The organism is Paraburkholderia sp. FW306-2-2C-D06C, from assembly GCF_058781505.1.
In genome coordinates this window covers 64,803-83,151 of record NZ_JBYSWU010000010.1, presented here as the reverse complement: position 1 = coordinate 83,151, position 18,349 = coordinate 64,803, and the positions used below count along the sequence as shown (strand labels likewise).

At 65.1% G+C, this 18,349-nt stretch carries 11 protein-coding genes; 5 read left to right on the top strand and 6 right to left on the bottom strand.

The window, feature by feature from the left end; genetic code table 11:
* The first annotated feature begins 212 nt into the window (after window positions 1-212).
* The 4 genes from AC3WLT_RS10055 to AC3WLT_RS10040 are packed head-to-tail and all read left to right on the top strand — an operon-like array spanning window position 213 to window position 3,816.
* The gene (locus AC3WLT_RS10055) at window positions 213-1,052 is read left to right on the top strand and encodes a helix-turn-helix transcriptional regulator (protein ID WP_492591731.1); all 840 of its coding nucleotides are present in this window, start codon (window positions 213-215) and stop codon (window positions 1,050-1,052) included.
* Window positions 1,049-2,359: a type III secretion system cytoplasmic ring protein SctQ gene (gene sctQ / locus AC3WLT_RS10050; RefSeq protein WP_492591730.1), complete on the top strand. Its 1,311-nt coding sequence runs from the start codon at window positions 1,049-1,051 to the stop codon at window positions 2,357-2,359. The genes AC3WLT_RS10055 and sctQ overlap by 4 nt, the downstream gene beginning before the upstream one ends.
* Window positions 2,352-3,011 (top strand): type III secretion system export apparatus subunit SctR, encoded by a 660-nt coding sequence (gene sctR / locus AC3WLT_RS10045; protein WP_492591822.1) that lies wholly within the window; start codon window positions 2,352-2,354, stop codon window positions 3,009-3,011. The genes sctQ and sctR overlap by 8 nt, the downstream gene beginning before the upstream one ends.
* 7 nt (window positions 3,012-3,018) lie before the next feature.
* On the top strand, window positions 3,019-3,816 hold the full coding sequence (locus AC3WLT_RS10040) for a lytic transglycosylase domain-containing protein (protein ID WP_492591729.1): 798 nt from the start codon (window positions 3,019-3,021) through the stop codon (window positions 3,814-3,816).
* 42 nt (window positions 3,817-3,858) lie between these two features.
* Here AC3WLT_RS10040 and AC3WLT_RS10035 read toward each other — a convergent pair whose 3' ends face one another.
* Window positions 3,859-4,740 (bottom strand): helix-turn-helix transcriptional regulator, encoded by an 882-nt coding sequence (locus AC3WLT_RS10035; protein ID WP_492591728.1) that lies wholly within the window; start codon window positions 4,738-4,740, stop codon window positions 3,859-3,861.
* Window positions 4,741-4,945: 205 nt separating this feature from the next.
* Between AC3WLT_RS10035 and AC3WLT_RS10030 the strand changes: the two genes are divergently transcribed.
* Window positions 4,946-5,278 carry a helix-turn-helix domain-containing protein gene (locus AC3WLT_RS10030; protein WP_492591727.1) on the top strand — a complete coding sequence of 111 codons (333 nt, stop codon included), beginning with the start codon at window positions 4,946-4,948 and terminating at the stop codon, window positions 5,276-5,278.
* On the opposite strand, the gene AC3WLT_RS10025 is transcribed toward AC3WLT_RS10030, so the two are convergent.
* From AC3WLT_RS10025 to AC3WLT_RS10005, 5 genes are all read right to left on the bottom strand, one after another.
* Window positions 5,185-14,004, bottom strand: coding sequence for a hypothetical protein (locus AC3WLT_RS10025; protein WP_492591726.1), 8,820 nt, complete (start codon window positions 14,002-14,004; stop codon window positions 5,185-5,187). The genes AC3WLT_RS10030 and AC3WLT_RS10025 overlap by 94 nt on opposite strands.
* A 299-nt stretch (window positions 14,005-14,303) precedes the next feature.
* Window positions 14,304-14,819, bottom strand: coding sequence for a thioesterase family protein (locus AC3WLT_RS10020; protein WP_492591725.1), 516 nt, complete (start codon window positions 14,817-14,819; stop codon window positions 14,304-14,306).
* Between the two features lie 130 nt (window positions 14,820-14,949).
* Window positions 14,950-15,915 (bottom strand): L-carnitine dehydrogenase, encoded by a 966-nt coding sequence (locus AC3WLT_RS10015; protein WP_492591724.1) that lies wholly within the window; start codon window positions 15,913-15,915, stop codon window positions 14,950-14,952.
* 103 nt (window positions 15,916-16,018) lie between these two features.
* Window positions 16,019-16,948, bottom strand: coding sequence for a 3-dehydrocarnitine:acetyl-CoA trimethylamine transferase CdhC (cdhC, locus tag AC3WLT_RS10010; RefSeq protein WP_492591723.1), 930 nt, complete (start codon window positions 16,946-16,948; stop codon window positions 16,019-16,021).
* Between the two features lie 68 nt (window positions 16,949-17,016).
* Window positions 17,017-17,991 (bottom strand): choline ABC transporter substrate-binding protein, encoded by a 975-nt coding sequence (locus AC3WLT_RS10005; protein ID WP_492591722.1) that lies wholly within the window; start codon window positions 17,989-17,991, stop codon window positions 17,017-17,019.
* Between the last annotated feature and the right edge of the window lie 358 nt (window positions 17,992-18,349).

Genomic DNA, 18,349 nt, shown 5'->3' with positions numbered 1-18,349 from the left:
CGCAGCCGCCTTCGGCGAGTTGCGGAACAGCGCTCCATGAAAGCCAATGGTGCAGTCAGTTTAGAGAAACCCTGTCGTGGCAGTGCCTGGAAAACTCGTGGGATCCGGTGGTTTGAACGCGTTCATTTCACGCCGCACTACGAAACGCTGTAGTGTTCCGCGTCCGCGTTCGACATTACATTGGGGTCACGCATCCGGACCTGGAGGAAAGCTTGAAATCGAGCCAACGCGCCGAAGATAGCTACGTGATGCTGGACGGCAGGCAGCGCTGTATCGCCGACCTCGCCAGCAAGCCGTTGCCGGCCGCACGCTCGGCAGTCGCCGACGAACTGAGCGGCGCGCGCAGCCCGGCGCAACGGCGCCTGCTGATCGGCACGATGCTCGGCGCGATCGGCTTCGACTGGCTGTGCTACTGGCGGCTCGCGCGAGCCGGCGACCTCATCACACGCGCGCTGTATGTACGCGAATACGCCGCGCCCGGCTGGCCCGACCGCTATGTCGCACAGCGCTATATCGAAGTGGATCCGCGCATCGCCTTCGCGTGCCGCTACGAATGGCCGCTGGTGTGGGACCTCACGTCGCTCGCGCAAGCGCCTTATGGCGATGCGCTGCAAACCGTCGAACCGCGTCTGCGGCATCTGCTCGACGACGCGCATGAAGCCGGATTGCGCAGCGGCATCACGTTCGGGCTCGCGAGTCCGTCGAGTCCGCACCAGAGCGTGATCAATTTCAGTTGCGCCAATCTGTCGAAGCACTGGATCGGCGACCGTGTCATTGGCCAGGCCTATGCGCTGGGCCTCGCGCTGCACGAATATCTGTTGAGCCATGCGGCCTCGCTCGACGAAGCACCGCCGCGCAACAAGCCGATTTCGCACGTGCAGCGCCGCATCCTGACCGCGCTGACCCAAGGCATGAGCGACAAACAGATCGCCGATCAATTGCAGATGTCGACGCATAACGTCGATTATCACTTGCGACTGCTGAAGAAACGCTATGGCGCGCAGAACCGCGTGCATCTCGCGTATCTGGCCGGTCAGCACGACGCGCGATGAACGGTCCCGCGACGATGCGCGAACCGCAGGCGTTCGATAGCGATGCCGCGCCGCTGCACACGCCGCTGCACGCGCCGTTGCACACGCCGTTATCCGCCGCTGTGCACGCGAAGACGCCCCCCGCTTCATCCGTCGGCGCGCTCGGCGATAGCACGCTGCTGCCGCGGCTCGCGCCCGAGGCCGCGCGCGCATTGCGGCGCGCCTATGCATGGCCGCGCCCGTTCGCACTCGAAGCCGGCGGCGCCGCTTACGCGCTGCGCTGGGACTTCAACGCGCGGCTCGCCGAAGGCGCGCCGCGCCGCTACCGCTTTCGCCTCGGCCCGGCATCCGGCTGGCTGCTGCTGGAGGCGCTCGCCGAGCCCGAGCTGATCGGCGACGCGGCCGATCCGGCCGTGCCCGAGGCAATTCGCTGCGCGCTGGTTGCCGATGCGTTGGCGCCCGTCTGCAACGCGCTCGCGCGGCTGACGCGGCACGACGCGGTGCTGTTCGCGCCCGAACACGGCGAAGCGCCCGGCGCAACCGACGCTGGCGCCGAACTCCGTTTTTCGGTCAGCAAGGTTAGCCCGGGCGCCGCCGACTGGCGCACGCACGGCGCACTGCAATTCGACGACGCCCGCTTTCTCGCGCTCGCCTGCCCCGCCGATCCGCCGCCGCCCGCGCTCGGCCCGCACGATTTCGACATGCTCCCGGTGCCGCTGTCGTTTTGCATCGGCACGACGCGCCTCGCGCAACAGGAACTGAACGGCTTGCAGCAAGGCGACATCATCGCGATCGAGCGCTGGAAGTCGGCCGGCACGGGTTTGACCTGCCACGCCAGAACACGCGGTTCGCCGGGCATCACGTTAAACGCACGCGTGCTGGGCGCCACCATCACCATCGAACAGATTCAGGGGAACGCCGTGACCGCAACCACGCCAACGCCGGATCAGCACGCCGCGCCGGCCGGCGCTACCAATGACACTAGCGGCACTAGCGGCACTAGCGGCGCCAAAGCCGCCGCCGCGCTGCCGCTCGACTCGCTCGAAGTCACCACGAGCTTCGAGCTCGAGCGGCGCACGCTGACGCTCGCGCAGCTCAAGGCGTTGCGGCCGGGCTTCGTGCTCGAGCTCGAGCAGCCGCTGAACCAGGGCGTGATCCGCATCCTCGCGAACGGCATGCTGGTCGGACACGGGCATCTGATCGCGGTCGGCAACAAGCTCGGCGTGCGGGTCGCGGAACTCGCGCCGGGGACCGCGCAAACGCCAACGCAAACGCCAACGCACGCACCAACGCATGCAAAAACGCCGGACCAGCGCCACGATGGGTAATCTGCCGAATCCCATCGCGATGGTGGCGCTGCTCGCCGCGCTCGGCATCGCTCCGTTCGCGGCGTTGATGGTGACGAGCTACACCAAGCTCGTCGTCGTGTTCGGCTTGTTGCGCAGCGCGCTCGGCATCCAGCAGGTGCCGCCGAATATCGTGCTGAACGGCATTGCGCTGATTCTGTCGGTGTACATCATGGCGCCGGTCGGCATGGATATCGGCGACAACCTGAAGCAGCAGAATTTCTCGGTCGGCAGCCAGATGAACGTGCAGGACGTGCTGCAATTGTTCGACGCCGCCGCGCCGCCCATCAAGACTTTCATGATGCAGCACACGCAGGAGCGCGAACGCAGCTTCTTCGTGCGCTCGGCCACTAGCGTATGGCCCGCGGCGCGCGCGAAGAATCTGCAACAGGACGACCTGCTGGTGCTGGTGCCGAGCTTCACGCTGAGCGAGTTGATGAAGGCGTTCCAGATCGGCTTCGTGCTGTATCTGGTGTTCGTGGTGGTGGATCTGGTGGTAGCCAATGTACTGCTCGCGCTCGGCATGCAGATGATCGCGCCGACCACCATTTCCGTGCCGTTCAAGCTGCTGCTGTTCGTCACGCTCGACGGCTGGTCCGTGCTGATTCACGGGCTGATCCTGTCGTATCGCTGAGGCCGCGATGAGTGCCGTGCGCGGGTTCGTGTGGCTAGCCGCAACGGTGCTCGCCGCCGCTGCGCTGCCGCTCGCCGCGGCCGCACAGCAGAACGGTGCGGCGTCGGCGAGCTTCGCCGAACTCGCGCGGACCTGCGCGCCGCATGTCGACACGCAGACGCTGGCGGCGATCGTGCGTGTCGAGTCGAGTTTCAATCCGTATGCGATCGGCGTGGTCGGCGGCCATCTGAAACGCCAGCCGCGCGACTACGACGAAGCCGTGGCGACCGCACATGCGCTCGCGGCGCGCGGCTTCGATTTCAGTCTCGGGCTCGCACAGATCAACGTGCGCAATTTGCAGCGCTTCGGCGAAACCATCGAAACGATTTTCGAGCCGTGCCGCAATCTGCGCGCGAGCGGCGCAATTCTGGCGCAATGCTTCGCGCGTTCGGCGGGGCAGACACGCGACGAGCAAGGCGCATTGCGCGGGGCGTTTTCCTGCTACTACAGCGGCAATTTTTCGACCGGGTATCGGGAAGGTTACGTGGCGCGCGTGATTGCCGGCGCTTATACGAATGCGCGGCAAGCGGCACGCGGGCCGGACTCGGCGGCGCAACCTGTCGAGGCGGTGCGCACCGCCGCGCCCGATGCAGCCGAAGCATCCATCGCGCAAGCCGCCCCGCCGCGCAAAACCGCCCAACGCGCACCGGTCCGGCAGCCATGCCGCACGCCGGACGCACGGCAGTTCATCACGGTACGTTGCGCCGACGATCCCAACCGCTGGTGCACGCGCTGCCTGAGCGAGACGACGCTTGCCGCGCATTAGATCGCGCCGGCAAGCGGCCACCGCATGCATCAATGCAGGCTGTCAATTCAGCCGCAGACGTCCCGCCAGATACGCAAGTTCCGCACGATTGCCGACACCGTACGTTTTGCGCAGCAGCCGCAAGTGATAGTCGACGTTGTGCACGCTCGTATGCAGCCGCAACGCGATCTGCTTGTCCGACAGGCCGGACGCGATGCACAGCAGAATCTCCCGCTGCCTTTCCGACACCGCCGTCGCCACGAACTGCTGCGCAAGCGTGCGCCGGTATCCGGCGGCAAGCTGATGAAGCGACAGGCCGAGCCCAAGCGTCTGAGCGAGAATGCTGCTGTCGATCCACGCGAGTTTCGGGTTCATCGACGTGAAACTGACGATCACCTGAAGATCGGTCGAGGGAACCGGCAGGCCGAGCATGATGCCCGAACGCATGCCGTCGGCGTCCATTTCCTGCAGAAAGCGATTCGCGCGCGGATCGCGTCCGCGGCTGCGGCATGCCTTGTTCAGCTGCGAAAGGTCCCACACGACCGGCGGCGTATGCACACGGCCGATAACGAGCCGCGGATCGACTTCGAAGTAGCGTTCGTGGAAGTAGTTGCCGCGAAATTGCGCCGGTACCAGCCCCTCCACCATGAAGGCGCGTGCCACGCGCTCATTGACGACCTGCAACGTCACGTAGGCCACCGTGTTGAAGCCGATGATGCGCAGCAAACCCGCGAACAGCCGGATGCGCTCCGCCGGCGTGGCCGCGGATGCGAGTTCGCGGATCAGATGCGACTGCGCGCCCGAGCGGCGCGCGGCGGAATCGGCCGCGAGATCGCGGTCCTTGTGCCAGATCAGCTCCGGCGGGTCGCCGGCGCCCGTTACGGCGGGCTGCTCGCCGGCCGGATAGCGTTCCATATCGATCGACGGTACCGAAAAGCCATGCATTTGACTGCTCCGGTGAACGTGAGAGAAAAGCGGCAACCGAAGGCGGCGTGAACATGACGCATGCCGACGAACCGCTATCGTTGCACGACTGCCTTGCGCCTTCATCGACCCGACGCTCTAGTCACACTATCTCAACATATTCTCGTCGATTTGAAAACAAAGTAATACCGTCGGACTCCCAAAGACCTCTTCGAACGAATTATGTTTGACACCATTCTGCTCCGATCTTTCGTTAGCGTCGCTCAAGAGGGCGGCTTTCACGCGCGCAGCGAGCCGTTTGCATCTGACTCAATTCGCGATCAGTGCGCACCTTCGGCGGCTTGAAAGGCGGGCCGGAAAGGATCTGGAGCCGGTGATTGGCGGCCGTTGCCACGACGAACGGCCCGCACGCCCAGATGTCGGGCGTCGGGCTGGGAAAGGAGACAGCATGCCTGCCTCAATACGTCACTTCGTTCGAACTTCGTCGCCGATCCCGATCATGTTGAAGTCCGCACGGAATTGCGGATTCAGATTGAGGATCTGGTCAAAGAGCAGATGATGGTCCGCACCGATGCTCGCCAGCGAGTCGCCCGGCTGCGCATCGACAAATTTCCATTCGCTCGGCGCGGTGTCCGGTGCCTGCCAGGGCAACAGCGAGCCCTGAGGGTCGGCATAGCCGACAGTCAGCGTGTCGCCAGTTACCGGATCCGTGTCCGGATTGGCCGGCACTGTCGAATTCAATTCGAGCAGCCGCATCAGGGCGAGATGTTCTTTCTGCCGCATCGACAGAGAGGTGTCCTTACCCTCCGCTCGAGTCAATAAGCCGCCCTGGTAACTATCGGCCACCATCGTCAATGTTTCACTGGCTCCGACCCGATGTGTGACGGCAGTCGGATGCGCCGGAGATTGCGAGGGCTGCGCGGACGGCCTGCCTGGCTTCGGGGTCGGGGTCGACGGCGGTGCAGATGCCGTTTGCGTAGGCGCTGGGCTCGCCGTCGGGTTGGGATTGGGCGTCGACGGCGGTGTGCCGCCCTGCCCCGGCTGCTGCTGATTATTCTGGTTCGTGCCCGGCGCCTGAGAAGGCTGCGCACTGGACGGCGCACCGCCGGATCCATACGCCAATTGCATGACCATCCGCGCGATCAGCGCGGCGGCGAACAGATATTGCGGCTTGGCGAGCGCGCCCGGACCCGCGACCGGACTGCGCCATGCGCCTTTGTTGCCGGTATTCTTCGCGGCGTCGTAGGTGAATTTGCCGAAGGCGAGATCGAGCGCCGCATCGAACGCGGCCACGGCGATATTCGGCAGAGTCGGGTTCATCAGGGCATGATTGATCACATCGTTGCCTGCCCAGAACGCCGAAGCCACTGGCAACCCCATCATCGACCCCGTCTGCAGCCAGCGCAGCGGCGCCTTCGTCGTCGTCATGTTGTCGCCGATGAAACCGCTGCCAAGCTCGGTGAAGTTATGCACGGCGAGGCCCGCATTGGCGAGGCCGAAGATCCCGTTGAAACCTAGCCCCGCAATCGCGGCCGCAGCGTGCGCAGGCGTATCGAAGTGCAGCGGCAGTGTTTCCAGCGAGTGGACGGTCGAGATCAGATTGCCGGTGAAGGTCGCGCCAATCGCGCCGCGATACAGCTTGCCGGGCCATGTGCGGCCGTCGGCGAGCGGACTCGCCGACGAGGCCTGGAAGCCGAGCGTGCGGTCAACGTTGATCTGATACAGGCCGACCGCGGCCATGATCGCGTTGAAGCGTTGCTGTTCGAGCCCGCTGCTCGTGGGTTGCTCACCGGGTTTGCTGCCGGGCGCGTCGAACCTGTCCGCGTCCAGGCTGTACAGATAAGCCAGGTTGGCGCGGAATTGTTCGGTGATCTCGGCGAGCTTGACCAATTGTTCGTCATTGATCTTGAGGCCGCCCGCGTACTGTTTGAAGTAGGTGGCGAAGCGGTTCAGGCTGGCGTCGCTGAAATGGCCCTGCTCGAAGCCGCTCTCCCAGTCGAGACGATCCAGTTCGCCCTTGTAGGTCTTGAGTGCCGTCAGGCCACCGCGCGTGATGAACGCCAGCGTGCTCGCAAGCGATGCATCGTAAGCCTGCTGATGGGCGAGATTTTCGCCGCCGACTACAGCGGCGCTTGCGCCCGTCGTGAACAGTCCTGAAAGCAAGCCACCGAGGATTTGCCCCTTCAGGTCGCCAGGCTTGCCATGCGAGGTGGACGAACCGCCCGGACTGCCGCCGGGCGCGGGGCGCGTCTTCGAACCTTCGATCGGCGACTGATACGCCGAATATCTCACCGGCTGATTGGCTCCGCCAGGCTGCGCTTGCGCATTCGCCTTCGACTGCAGTTTCGCGACCCATTCGTCGTAGCGCGCGCGTGCCTGCGCGAGGTTCTGCTCACGCAAGGGCCGCAGTGTGTCGTGCATAGCGCGCATCGCCTGCACGTCGGCGGCGCGGCCGTCGGCGATCAGTTGCCCTTCGGTCCAATCGGCGACTTGCGCTTGCGCCTGGTTGAAGAGCGTTTCGCTGGCGCCGCGCAGGAATTGCCAGGCGGCTTCCGGATCGCGCAGGGCAACCCGCGCGATCAGCGGCGAGGTGGTGGTCAGCGACTGGTTGTACTGCCCGGCGTTGACCGGCTTGACCGTATCCGAGCCGTTATGAACGCGTCCCGAGTAGTCGACCAGCAGATCCGCGGCTGCTTCGATCATGTCGGGATGCGTGATCGCCTCACCAACGTCGTTCCATGACAGGTCGATATGCGCGTTCGGCAGCGTGTCGAGAATGTAGCGGCAGACCGCCATATGGTTCGGCATCGGCTTGTCGCTGACGAACTCATGGCGCATGCCGCCGGGCACACTGTCGTCAGGGAACATCGCGTGAGTCGTCATGCGCATGTCGGGACGGACAAAGCGGCCAAGGCCCGAGTGCGCCAGCTCCAGATTCAGGTTGGGATAAGGACTGAACTGGTCCAGCAGCGGCTTGACGAATTCATAGCCGGTCTCTACCGGGGCCGGCCGCGCGTTCCCCGCGGCCTCGCCATGGTGACCCCAGTCGTTATGGATCAGCTCGATCAAGCCGATCTTTTCGGCCAGCTCGAAATTGGCGTGGGCTTCCGGTGTGCCGAGCTTGAACCGGTTCATTCCCATCATCTTCGAGACGGCTTCCTTGTTGAAGGTTTTTTCGCCCTCGGAGATGAAATAGCCGGGGTATTTCTTCAGCAACGTGGTGAGGAAGCCGATCGAACCCGGCTTCGACAAATCGATCCCGGTCGACGACAGATACGCGCGCGCGGCCTGGCCTCGCGTAGCTGGATTGTCGTACAGCTTCTTGAAATTCTCCGCAACACGTTCGTCCATCGCCGCCGCGTCGTGCATGGTCAGCGTCGGTGCATTCAGACTCGAATAATGGCTCTCGCCACAGAATTGCGGAATCGATCCAAACAGGATCGTTGCATGGTCACCGGCCACGTTCAGCAGCGATTCCAGCACGATACCGTCTCGATGGTCGTAGCCTCGCCAATGCGCATGAATGTCGGCGATCACATGTTCGAGGCCGCCCGGAATATCGACCAGACTCAACGTCAGCGGGTCGGCCGCGAACGTCTTAGGGCTCGTGATCGTGCCCGCCTTGACCAGCATCTGGTACAGGCTGCCGGGGTCGTGCCGCGCCATCAGGTCTAGCACCAACTGGTAAGGACGCGCCACGACCGGCCTGCCGGCCGGGTTCGGCCACTGCCCGTCTCCCAGGTTTTGCGGTTGCGCTGGTGCAGATTGCTCTGGCAGCAGCGGCTGAGCTGGCCGGGACGGAGCGCCGGCGTTCGCCGCGGCAGGCTGCGGCGCCAGATTCGCCGCTGGTTGCCCGGTCGGGCTGTTGGTCCGGGCCGAAGCCGGTGCGATAAGCTGCGGCGGCGCGGCCTGTGAACCTGTCCCGCCGGTTTGCAGCGAAGCCGGCAAGATCAGTTGCGGCAATGTGGGGCCGGCTTGCGGGTCAGGTGCGGTTGCCAGCGCTTGCGTCATGGAGGTCGCCACGATGATCCGCGGCGTAGGCGCCGGCGCCGGGGTATCGGGCACCAGCAAACCACTCGCGGTACGCGTGAAGCCCGGCACTTCGGGCACCGCAAGCGTGCCCGCTGGCGGCACCATCAGGTTCGCCGGCGTGAGGCGCCAGCCCTTGGGCAGTGCGGCACGGGCCGCGGCACGCTTCTGGACCGGCTCGTCGCCGATTCCCGCCCCCCGGCCGCGGCTCACACCGATACCGACGCCGGCCAGACCCGCCGACGTGACAAATTGCAGCCAGTCTGTCGCGCTTGCCTGGCCGTTCGAATTCAGCAACTGATAACCCTGATAGCCCAAGGAAGCCACGTTGGTGGTCACCGCGCCCATGCCGACAGCGCGCATCGGCATGCCCTCCGTGACCCGCGAGATCGCCCGCACGAGGCTCGCCGTGTCGGCCGCCGCCTCAGGCGAGCCGACCAGCGCACGGCGCGCCAGCAACTCCGGCAGCGTATGTTTGAACTCGCTGAGCGGTTTTGCGCCGCCGTTGACGATGCTCGCATACGCCTTGTCTTCGGCACTCGCGCCGCGCGCCACGCGTGTCAGCCCGGTTGCATCGGTGAACACCTTATCGGTCACACCGATCCGGCTGATCGCCGTCGTGGTGCGGCCGGCCAACCCGCCCACACCCGCCGCGCCACCCAGCACATTGGCGGCCAGACTGAGCCAGTTCCAGCCGTTGCGATATCCGTGGTCGGTATTCAACGCCTTGATCGACTGCATCGCGCCCTGCGCCGCGCTCACCGCGAAGTACGCGTCGGCCAGATCCGACAGCACCACGAGCCACAATGCCGCCGTTTCCGGTTGCACGAGGGTCGTCAGCAGACCGGCGGCGACCGTGCCGGCAATCTCCAGATCAGTCTTCAGATGGTCCCAGTCGTACCAGTGATCGTCGGGCTTGTAGGTGGTCCAGTAGGACTCGCCGGTCAGCAGCGAGCCGTTGCCGCCGAGCACCCAGTGCGGCTGCGCCATCAGGAGGCCCTTGTCGAGCCCGGTATGCGATTGCCAATCCGAATAGCCGTAACGCGCGGTCGTATCGGCCGGCCCGACTTCGATTTCGTTGCCCTTCGCGTCGATGCCTTCCATCACCGCGGCCTGGAGCGCCGGATTGCCCTGGCCTTCGCGGTTGTCCCACCACTGCATCGACAGCGACGTGAGCGCGATGGGTGCGTGTCCGCTCGGCTGGGTGACGCCCTCCCCCTTCATCAGACTGTCGACGATCTGGCCGAGCGTAGTCTTGCGGCCGTGGTCGTACACCACCTCGTTCGGGTCGTATTCGGCGAACTGGCCGAGCGCGAGCGCCTGCTCGTCCTGCAGCGAGCCTGGCGTGTAAGCGGGACCCTTGCTGCTTTCCGCCGCGCCGACCGCGTTGAGCACCGCGTCGTAACTGGTCACGACCTGCATGCCGTCCTGCGCGCCGAGACCGGCAACATGGCCGTCCGAGGTCACGACGGTGGTGATGTCCGGGCTGGACGGCCACGGCGCGTTGGGCTGCAGCTTCAGTTCCGGATGAGCCTTGATGTCGATCGGCGTGACCGGTTTGCCGGCGTCCTTGAAGCCGGTCTCGCGCGCGATTTCCTTGCCTACCTTGCTGTTCGGATCGTCGTCGAGCATGTCCTGCGCGAGCTGCGCCGAGCCGTCTTTCTTGTCCTTGACGTCGCCGAGCCCGAAACCCTGACCTCTGACAAGCGCGACTCTCCCCGTCGCGATCACGGTCTGGTTGTACTGCGACGAACTATCGACGGTGCCGAAGCCGCCCTTGCCGAGCGGCTTGCCCATCAGCCCCTCGATGCTTTTGCGCAACGCCGTCATCTGCGGATTGGCAGCGCCGCCGCCGGCCGCATAGATGCGCGACACCGCGTCGAGATCGTTGGCCCTGGCGGTCCATTGCAGCACGCCGTCCTGCTTGCCGTCGCCGGCGAACTTCGCCTGGTAGAGCGCCGCGGCGAGGTCGGCGCTCGTCGAAGCGTGCATGAAGTCGGCGATCGTGTTCAGCTTGTCTTTCGGATCGTTCTTGCCGCGCACCAGCGAATCGATCTCCGTGAAGAGCTGCTGGGTCTGCGGATCTTGCACCGCGCCGTCGAGCAGTTGCGGATAAAACACCGTGCCGGCGTACGCCGCCAGTTGCTTGCCTTCAGCAGCGAAGCGCGCCTTTGCGTCGTCGATGCCGTTGTGGCCGGCAATGCACGGGAGCAGCGCCCCCGCATCGACGATCGACTGCAGCGCTTCGCTTCGCAGGCCGGTAATCGTCGCGTCGCCCATCACCTGGTCGTAGAGCGGATCGCCCGGCTTCATGCCGCCGATCAGGCGGCTCAGTGCCTGAGCGGCAGCCGCATCGCCCGGACCCGCGCCGCCGTTCTGCTGCTGCGCATAGCGCGTCTGCTGGATCACCTGTTGCGCGCTGAGCGCGAGCTGCAACTGGTTGAACGCGTCATTGAGCGCCTTGCTTTCCGGCGAATCCTTGCCGGTGTTTTGCGCTGCCTGGATTTGCGGCGCCAGCACTTGGCCTTCGAGCGCGAACTGCGCTTTCCACATCGTGTCGACGTAGTTCGGATCCGTTTGCCACGCGCTGTCGTTGGGTTGGCGGCCGGCGGCGGCGTTCAGCGCGACTGTCAGGTCATCGTGATAGGTCTGCAACGCTTTCGCGACGGCTTGCTGCAAAGCCGGGTTCTTCGAGTCTTTGGCCAGGTCGGCCTGCGCCTGCTGGACCTTCTGGTAATCGTCGTTCACCTTGCCGGCGGCGCTCGCCAACGCCTTGTCGTCCGGCTTCGGATCCTGCGTCATCGCCTGGGTGGCCGTGTTGAGCGCATCGGGCTGCAGCACGCCGAGCGCCGCCAGATCCTTCGACGCCGCCTGGATCGGATCGTTGTCCTTGTTGGTGGGGTCCTGGTAGTAGGCCGACAGGTATTTCGGCGCATCCGCCGTAAGCGCCGCTTGCGCGAGCGCGTAATCGTCCTTGGCCTGACCGCCGAGATAGGCGCGCGTCGCGACGAGCGCCGCCTTCATGCTCATGCCTTCGCTGAGCAGTTGCGACAGGTAGTCGGACGCCGAGGTCGGACCGGGCGCCGGATCGCCCTTCGACGGCGGCGCATCGGCGGCGGCGGCCACCGTGCCGCCCTGCACCGCATCGGTCGCGCCGGCGAGCGTGCGGGCATCGAACAATTGCATCTTCGACAGTTCGTCTGACGCCTGCGCGACCGGGTCGATCGTATCGACCTTGGCGCCGGCCTTCAGCTGGGCGGCGTTAGCGGTGAGCCATTGCCGGCCGTCGGCCTGCGCTTTCTGCAGCAGCGCGGCCTGCGCCCAGGTGCCGTCGGTGATCGCCGGATTGTCCTTGCGTCCGGCCGCCAGTGCCTTGTCGAGGCTTTGCTGATCGACCGGACCGTTGCCGAGCTGAGCGCTCAATGCCTGCTGCGCTTTCGCCAGTTGCTGCGCGTCCTGCGGCGCGGCTTGCACCGGCGCGGGCGTCGGCTTCAGTTCGGTGGGGCCTTCGAGCGTTTTCGCCAGTTCGCTGTTGGGGTCCTGGTCGATGATCGCCTGATAGGGCGCGAGCGACGCGCCATCGATGCGCGCGAAGCCGAGCGTATCGAAGCGCGTTTGCCCGTACGCCACGTCCGCCTGGCGTTCGCGGTCGATCTCGTTCTGTTGCGCGGTCAGTTGCGTTTTCAGCGCCTGCATCACCGGCTGCGCGTCGGCGCTCTTCGGGCCGCCGAGCGCGTCGACGATCGTGCCGATCGGACCGTAGTAGTTGTCGCGATCCTTGATGGTCTGAGTGGTCGATGCATAGTCGAGCGGCGCGCCGTTCTTGATCAGGCCGTCGAGCTTGCCTTGCAGATTCTGCTTGTACAGCGCGACGGCGAGTTCGGGCGAAGCCTGCTTGACGGCGGCGAGCAGGTTGGCGATATCCGCGAGATTGCCGGGCGTGCCGACCTGCTGGAGGTTGTGCTGCGTGACCGGCGAACTGAGCGCCGCGCTGAGCAGATCCTTGTACAGGAAGGTGTTCCGGTAGCCGGACAACGCGTTGCCTTCGGCCTTCAGCGTGTCGGTCGCGTTGCCGCCATGCGCGCCTTCGATGTCCTGCAAGGCGGCGGCTTGCAGCGCCTGGGTGCGCGCGTCGCCGGTCACATCGGTGTACAGCGGATCGTCGGTCTTGAGACCCTGCAAACTTTGCGTCAGCGACTGAGCGGCCTTCAGGTTGCCGGCCGGATCGCCGGAACCGCGCGCCGCCTGGGCGGCGTCGAGGATCTCGGTCGCTTTCAACTCGCTGCGCACATCGGCAGATGGCGACGCATCGGCGACGCCCTTCGCCGTATTCGCATCCGTTACCGCCTGTTCGGCCTGCCAGCGCCGGTCGATCTGCAGCAGATCGCCGCGCCAGTCGTTGCCGGTCTCGCCGGCGGCCGCGTTCAGTTCGCCGGAGAGCGCCTGATGGTAGGCCTCTTCGTCCTGCGCGATCTGCTGGGCCGACGCATGGCTTGCCTTGTCCTTCTGCAAGGCCGCATAGGCGCTTTGCGCCTGCTGCGCGGCGGCGGGCAGATCGGCGGCCGGTTTGACGTCGACGGTCAGCGCCTTGAGCGCCGCGTCCTGCACCGGGCTCGCGAAAATCTTCAGGTCCGCCAGCTGCTGCGCGGCGGTTTTCAGCGGATCGTCACCGGCCTTGTGATTCGGATCGGCAACGATCTGGTCGCCCTTGATCGCCAGCGCCGCTTCGTCGAGCGCCGTTTCGTCCTGTTCGTTGCCGCCGAGCTGCACGCGCGCCGCGTTGACCGCTTCGGTCAGCGTCATGCCGCCGTCGAGCCCCTTCTGGATCGCCACCCGTGCGTTCGCCGCGGTGACCGGCGCGTTGCTGGTGCTGCTATCGATGACGAGCGGGCCGTCGCTGAGCGCTTTGGCCGCGGCATCGAGCGTGGCATTGTCGAATTGGTGCGTGAGACCGATCTGGCTGGCCGCCTCGGTGATCGCATCGACCTTCGGGTCCTGCGCATTCTGCGCCTGCTGATGCGCGGCGTTGTACTGCGCCTGCAGCAGGATCACGGCGCGCGCGAGCGCGTCGCGGGTCAATTGCGCGTCGGCTTGCTCTGCCTTCTTGACGGCGTCCTGCAAAGCGGAAGCATCGCTGGGCGACTTGTCGCCCAGCGCCTTTTGCACCGCCTGCTGGGCGGCGGACACGTCGTGAGCCGAAGGCGGGGGTGGCGGATTGGGCGAGACGCTGCCACCTCCATCTATTGCCATGAGCATCGTGGTTCTCCCGTGTCGATCGGAGTTGGCGCTTTAGCGCTTACTCCGGTCCCATGCAAAGCTGTCGATCGGAGTTGGCGCTTTAGCGCTTACTCCGGTCCCATGCAAAGCTGTCGAGCGGCCCTGCCGCGCCATGCCGGGCGCCCACGCAGCAGCCAGCTGCCGGACGGGCGCCTTCAGGAGTCTCAGGCTAGGGGATGCGTCAGGCGGCGTCCATACAGGAGATTCGTAGTTCCAGCGCGAAAGACCGGCGCGCGCTGAAAGCGGGTTGCGAGCCGGCACGGAGCGCGACGGCCGGCTCAAGCCTGCGTGCTCTCGCCCTTCGGCCCTTTGACCGGTAAGCCGAAGCCGATCGCGCGGCCCGCAAAGGTGGCCGGCGGCAGCGCGGCATGCGCGTCGGCCAGCTCCCGCACGCGCGCTTCGACGTCCGGGTCGAACGGCGCCGCGCGCGGTCCGCTCGTATCCACGTGCAGCAGCATCTGCTCGCCGGCGGCGACCGGCTCGGCGCCGTCATCGGCGAACATTTCCAGGTACAGATGCAAGCGCTTCGCATCGTGCGCGAGCACCCGCATGTCGACGCGCACCTGCGCGCCCTCCTTGATCTCGTGCAGATAGTTGATGTGCGCTTCGAGCGTATAGATCGAGCGGCTGCGCGCTTTACGCACCGCGTCGGGCAAACCGATCTGATCGATCAGCGCGTCGGTGGCGAAGCTGAAAACCAGCATGTAGAACGCGTCGCGCAAATGGCCGTTGTAGTCGACCCATTCGGCGCGCACCGTGTCGCGATAGCTGGGCAACGTGGCGGTGTTCGGCATGTGCAATGGTGTCCTTTATCTGTGCAGGCTGCATCGGCCTGCGGCGAGGCTCGGCCGATGCATGGTGCGCTTAGGTGCGCTCAAGTACGCTGACGTGTGTTTCTTGCCGCCACGCGACACGTGTAACGCGTCATTCATCCGGATGCAAACCGTGCCGCGCTTTCGCCTCATTGATCGCCGTCAGCACGCTCGTGATGCAGTCGTCGCGATAACGCTCGAGCTGCTTGATCGAGCGCGGACCGACCTGTTCGGCGGTGCCGTCCACGACGCGATCGATCAGTTCGTCGGTGAGCTTCGGCGCCACCAGTTTAGTCCATGGCAACGCCAGCGCCGGGCCAAACTGCTGCATGAAGTGACGCATGCCGGCGTCGCCGCCTGCCAGCGTGTAGGTCAGGAACGTGCCCATGAACGACCAGCGGATGCCCGCGCCGAAGCGGATCGCATCGTCGATTTCGCCGGTGGTCGCCACGCCCTCGTTGACCAGATGCAAGGCCTCGCGCCACAGCGCTTCGAGCAGACGGTCGGCGATAAAGCCGGGCACTTCCTTGCGCACCCGCAGCGGCCGCATCGAAAGCGAACGATAAATGTGCAGCGCGGCGTCGATCGTTTCCGGCGCCGTGCGCGCGCCGCCGAGCACTTCGACGAGCGGCAGCAAATACACCGGATTGAACGGATGTCCGACGATGCAGCGCTGCGGATCGACAGCGCGCGCATAGAAATCGCTCGGCAACAGCCCCGAGGTCGACGATGCAATGATCGCATCGGGTTTCGCCGCGCGGCTGATCTGCTCGTGCAACGTGAGCTTCAATTCTTCGCGCTCCGGCGCGCTCTCCTGAATAAAATCCGCCTCCGCCACACACGCTTCGATCGTGCTGACGCAACGCAGGCGCGCTTGCGAAGCGCCTTGCGCCAATCCCGCACGTTCGAGCGCCGGCCATGCATTCGCGACGTTCTCGCGCAACTGCTTCTCCGCGCCGGGCGCCGGGTCCCAGGCGAGCACATCGAGACCATGCGCGAGCGCGCGCGCCACCCAGCCGCTGCCGATCACGCCCGCCCCGATCGCTGCAAATGTTTTGATATCGACGATCACTGCCATTGCTGACGATCCTTTGCCTTACAGGTTTTCAGATTCAGGGTTTCAGATACTGAACACGCTGGACATTGCATTGCTTCAGGCGCATTGATTCAGGCGCACTGATTCAAGCGTACTGTTCGGCCGCGCGACGCTCCAGCTGCCGCTCGCCGCGTGCGGGCAGGCCGAGTTTCCTGCGTCCTTCCGCAGGCGTCAGCGGGCGTCCGCCGAGGCGTTCGATGATCTCTACCGCGCGCTGCACCAGCGTGCCGTTCGTCGCATGCACGCCTTTATCGAGCCAGATGTTGTCTTCGAGGCCGACGCGCACGTGGCCGCCGAGCAGCATCGCCTGCGCGACCATCGGCATCTGCATGCGGCCGATGCCGAAGCCGGCCCACTGCGCGCCGGGCGGCAGGTTGTCGGCCATCGCCTTCATCGTCGTCGTGTCGGCGGGCGCGCCCCATGGAATGCCGAGGCAGATCTGAAACAGCGGCGGAGCGTCGAGCAAGCCTTCCTTGAGAAGCTGCCTGGCGAACCACAGGTGTCCCGTGTCGAAGATTTCCAGCTCCGGCTTCACGCCGAGTTCCTGGATCCGTTTCGCACCGGCGCGCAATTGCGCCGGTGTCGATACATAGATGTAGTCGCCGTCGCCGAAATTGAGCGTGCCGCAATCGAGCGTGCAGATTTCCGGCAGCAGTTCCTCGACATGAGCGAGCCGCGTCAGGCCGCCCACCAGATCCGTGTTGGCGCCGAAGCGCATCGGCTCTTCGCCGGGGCCGATCTCCAGATCGCCGCCCATGCCGGCGGTTAGATTGATGATCACATCGGTGCCCGACGAGCGAATCCGGTCGACCACTTCGCGATACAGATGCGGATCGCGGCTGCCGCGCCCGGTCTTCGGGTCGCGTACGTGGCAATGGGCGACTGTGGCGCCGGCTTTGGCCGCTTCGATCGCGGCTTCGGCGATCTGCTTCGGCGTGACGGGAATGGCCGGGTGCTTGCCGACCGTATCGCCCGCGCCGGTGACCGCGCAGGTCACGATGACTTCATGATTCATGCGTGCTAAATCCTGTGAATTGAAAATGCGCGTTTCAAAGTGACCTGGTGACTTGGTGGCTGAGCGGCTCAGAGACCGAGATATGCCTTCACCGCGGGCAGGCCGTCCTTGTCGTCGTAGGTCTTCACACCGGCAAGCCATGCATCGAGTACTTGCGGGTTCTTCTTCAGATACGCTTTCGCGGCCTCGGTGGGCTTTTCCTTGTTCATCACCGACTGCATCACGACGTTTTCCAGTTGCGTCGTAAAGCGCAGATTGCTCACGAGCTTGCCCGCGTTCGGGCAACGCGTCAGAAAATCGGGGGACGTCAGCGTATAAACGCGCGCTTCGCCGTCGTTGGGACCGAACACGCCCTCGCTGCCGGTCAGATACTTCATGTCGACCTGGATGTTCATCGGATGCGGTTCCCAGCCGAAAAACACCACCCACTTCTTCTCGCGGATCGCGCGGTCCACCGACACCAGCATGCCGGCTTCACTCGATTCGATCAGCTTGAAACCGCCGAGGCCGAACTGATTGGTCGCGATCATTTTCTGAATCGCCGCATTCGCGCTGCTGCCCGGCTCGATACCGTAGATCTTGCCGTCGAGTTCCGCGCGGTGTTTGGCGATGTCGGCGAAGGTCTTGAGACCCGCGTCGTATTCATAGGTCGGCACCGCGAAGGTCGCCTTGGCGCCGGTCAGGTTCGGCGGTTGCAGCACCTGAATGGACTTCGAGTCGACGAACGGCGCGATGGCTTTTTCCTGCACGGGCCACCAGTAGCCGAGCGACACGTCGAGCTGCTTGCTCTTGAGCCCCGCGAACGAGATCGGCACCGAAGCGACGCTGGTGACCGGCTGATAGCCGAGCCCTTCGAAGACCGCCGAGGCGAGCGCCGTTGTCGACGTGATGTCGGTCCAGCCGATGTCGGCGAAGTGGACGGCCCGGCAGGCGGCCGGATCCTGTGCGAACGCCGGCGCAGCGGTGACGGCAGCGGCAGCCACGCAAGCAAGGCGGACAAAGCGGACAAAGCGGGCAAGCAAGGTTTTGACGCGTAACTTCATGACGTTCCCCCTAACGGACACGTTTTGCAGCGTGTTTCGAATCAGGCCGCGGACGGGCGGCCCACCAGACATGCGTGATACGGCTCGAGGTGCTGAATGAATCCAAGAGTGACCTAAAGGTAATGCCCCATTTTCCCGCCGAAGCGACCGCCAGCGACCCGTTCTTGTCCGCGTGCGACCATGAGGGAAACCCAGCATTGCGTGCGATGCGGCGCAACATCGGCGCCGCCGTGTTTTTTGGCGTGTCTTGCCGGTCCGCGCGCGGCTTGCTACGCTCGCCGGAGAACCGAGGAGGCCGGCCATCCGGAGTTCGGCCATCCGGCAGGCCGGTCATCCGGAGATGGCCATCCGGGTTTCC

Bases quoted from the DNA above. Each gene is read 5' to 3' on its own strand.
- sctQ (WP_492591730.1), top strand. From the start codon at position 1,049: ATGAACGGTCCCGCGACGATGCGCGAACCGCAGGCGTTCGATAGCGAT.
- sctR (WP_492591822.1), top strand. From the start codon at position 2,352: ATGGGTAATCTGCCGAATCCCATCGCGATGGTGGCGCTGCTCGCCGCG.
- AC3WLT_RS10040 (WP_492591729.1), top strand. From the start codon at position 3,019: ATGAGTGCCGTGCGCGGGTTCGTGTGGCTAGCCGCAACGGTGCTCGCC.
- AC3WLT_RS10035 (WP_492591728.1), bottom strand. From the start codon at position 4,740: ATGCATGGCTTTTCGGTACCGTCGATCGATATGGAACGCTATCCGGCC.
- AC3WLT_RS10025 (WP_492591726.1), bottom strand. From the start codon at position 14,004: ATGCTCATGGCAATAGATGGAGGTGGCAGCGTCTCGCCCAATCCGCCA.
- AC3WLT_RS10020 (WP_492591725.1), bottom strand. From the start codon at position 14,819: ATGCCGAACACCGCCACGTTGCCCAGCTATCGCGACACGGTGCGCGCC.
- AC3WLT_RS10015 (WP_492591724.1), bottom strand. From the start codon at position 15,915: ATGGCAGTGATCGTCGATATCAAAACATTTGCAGCGATCGGGGCGGGC.
- cdhC (WP_492591723.1), bottom strand. From the start codon at position 16,948: ATGAATCATGAAGTCATCGTGACCTGCGCGGTCACCGGCGCGGGCGAT.
- AC3WLT_RS10005 (WP_492591722.1), bottom strand. From the start codon at position 17,991: ATGAAGTTACGCGTCAAAACCTTGCTTGCCCGCTTTGTCCGCTTTGTC.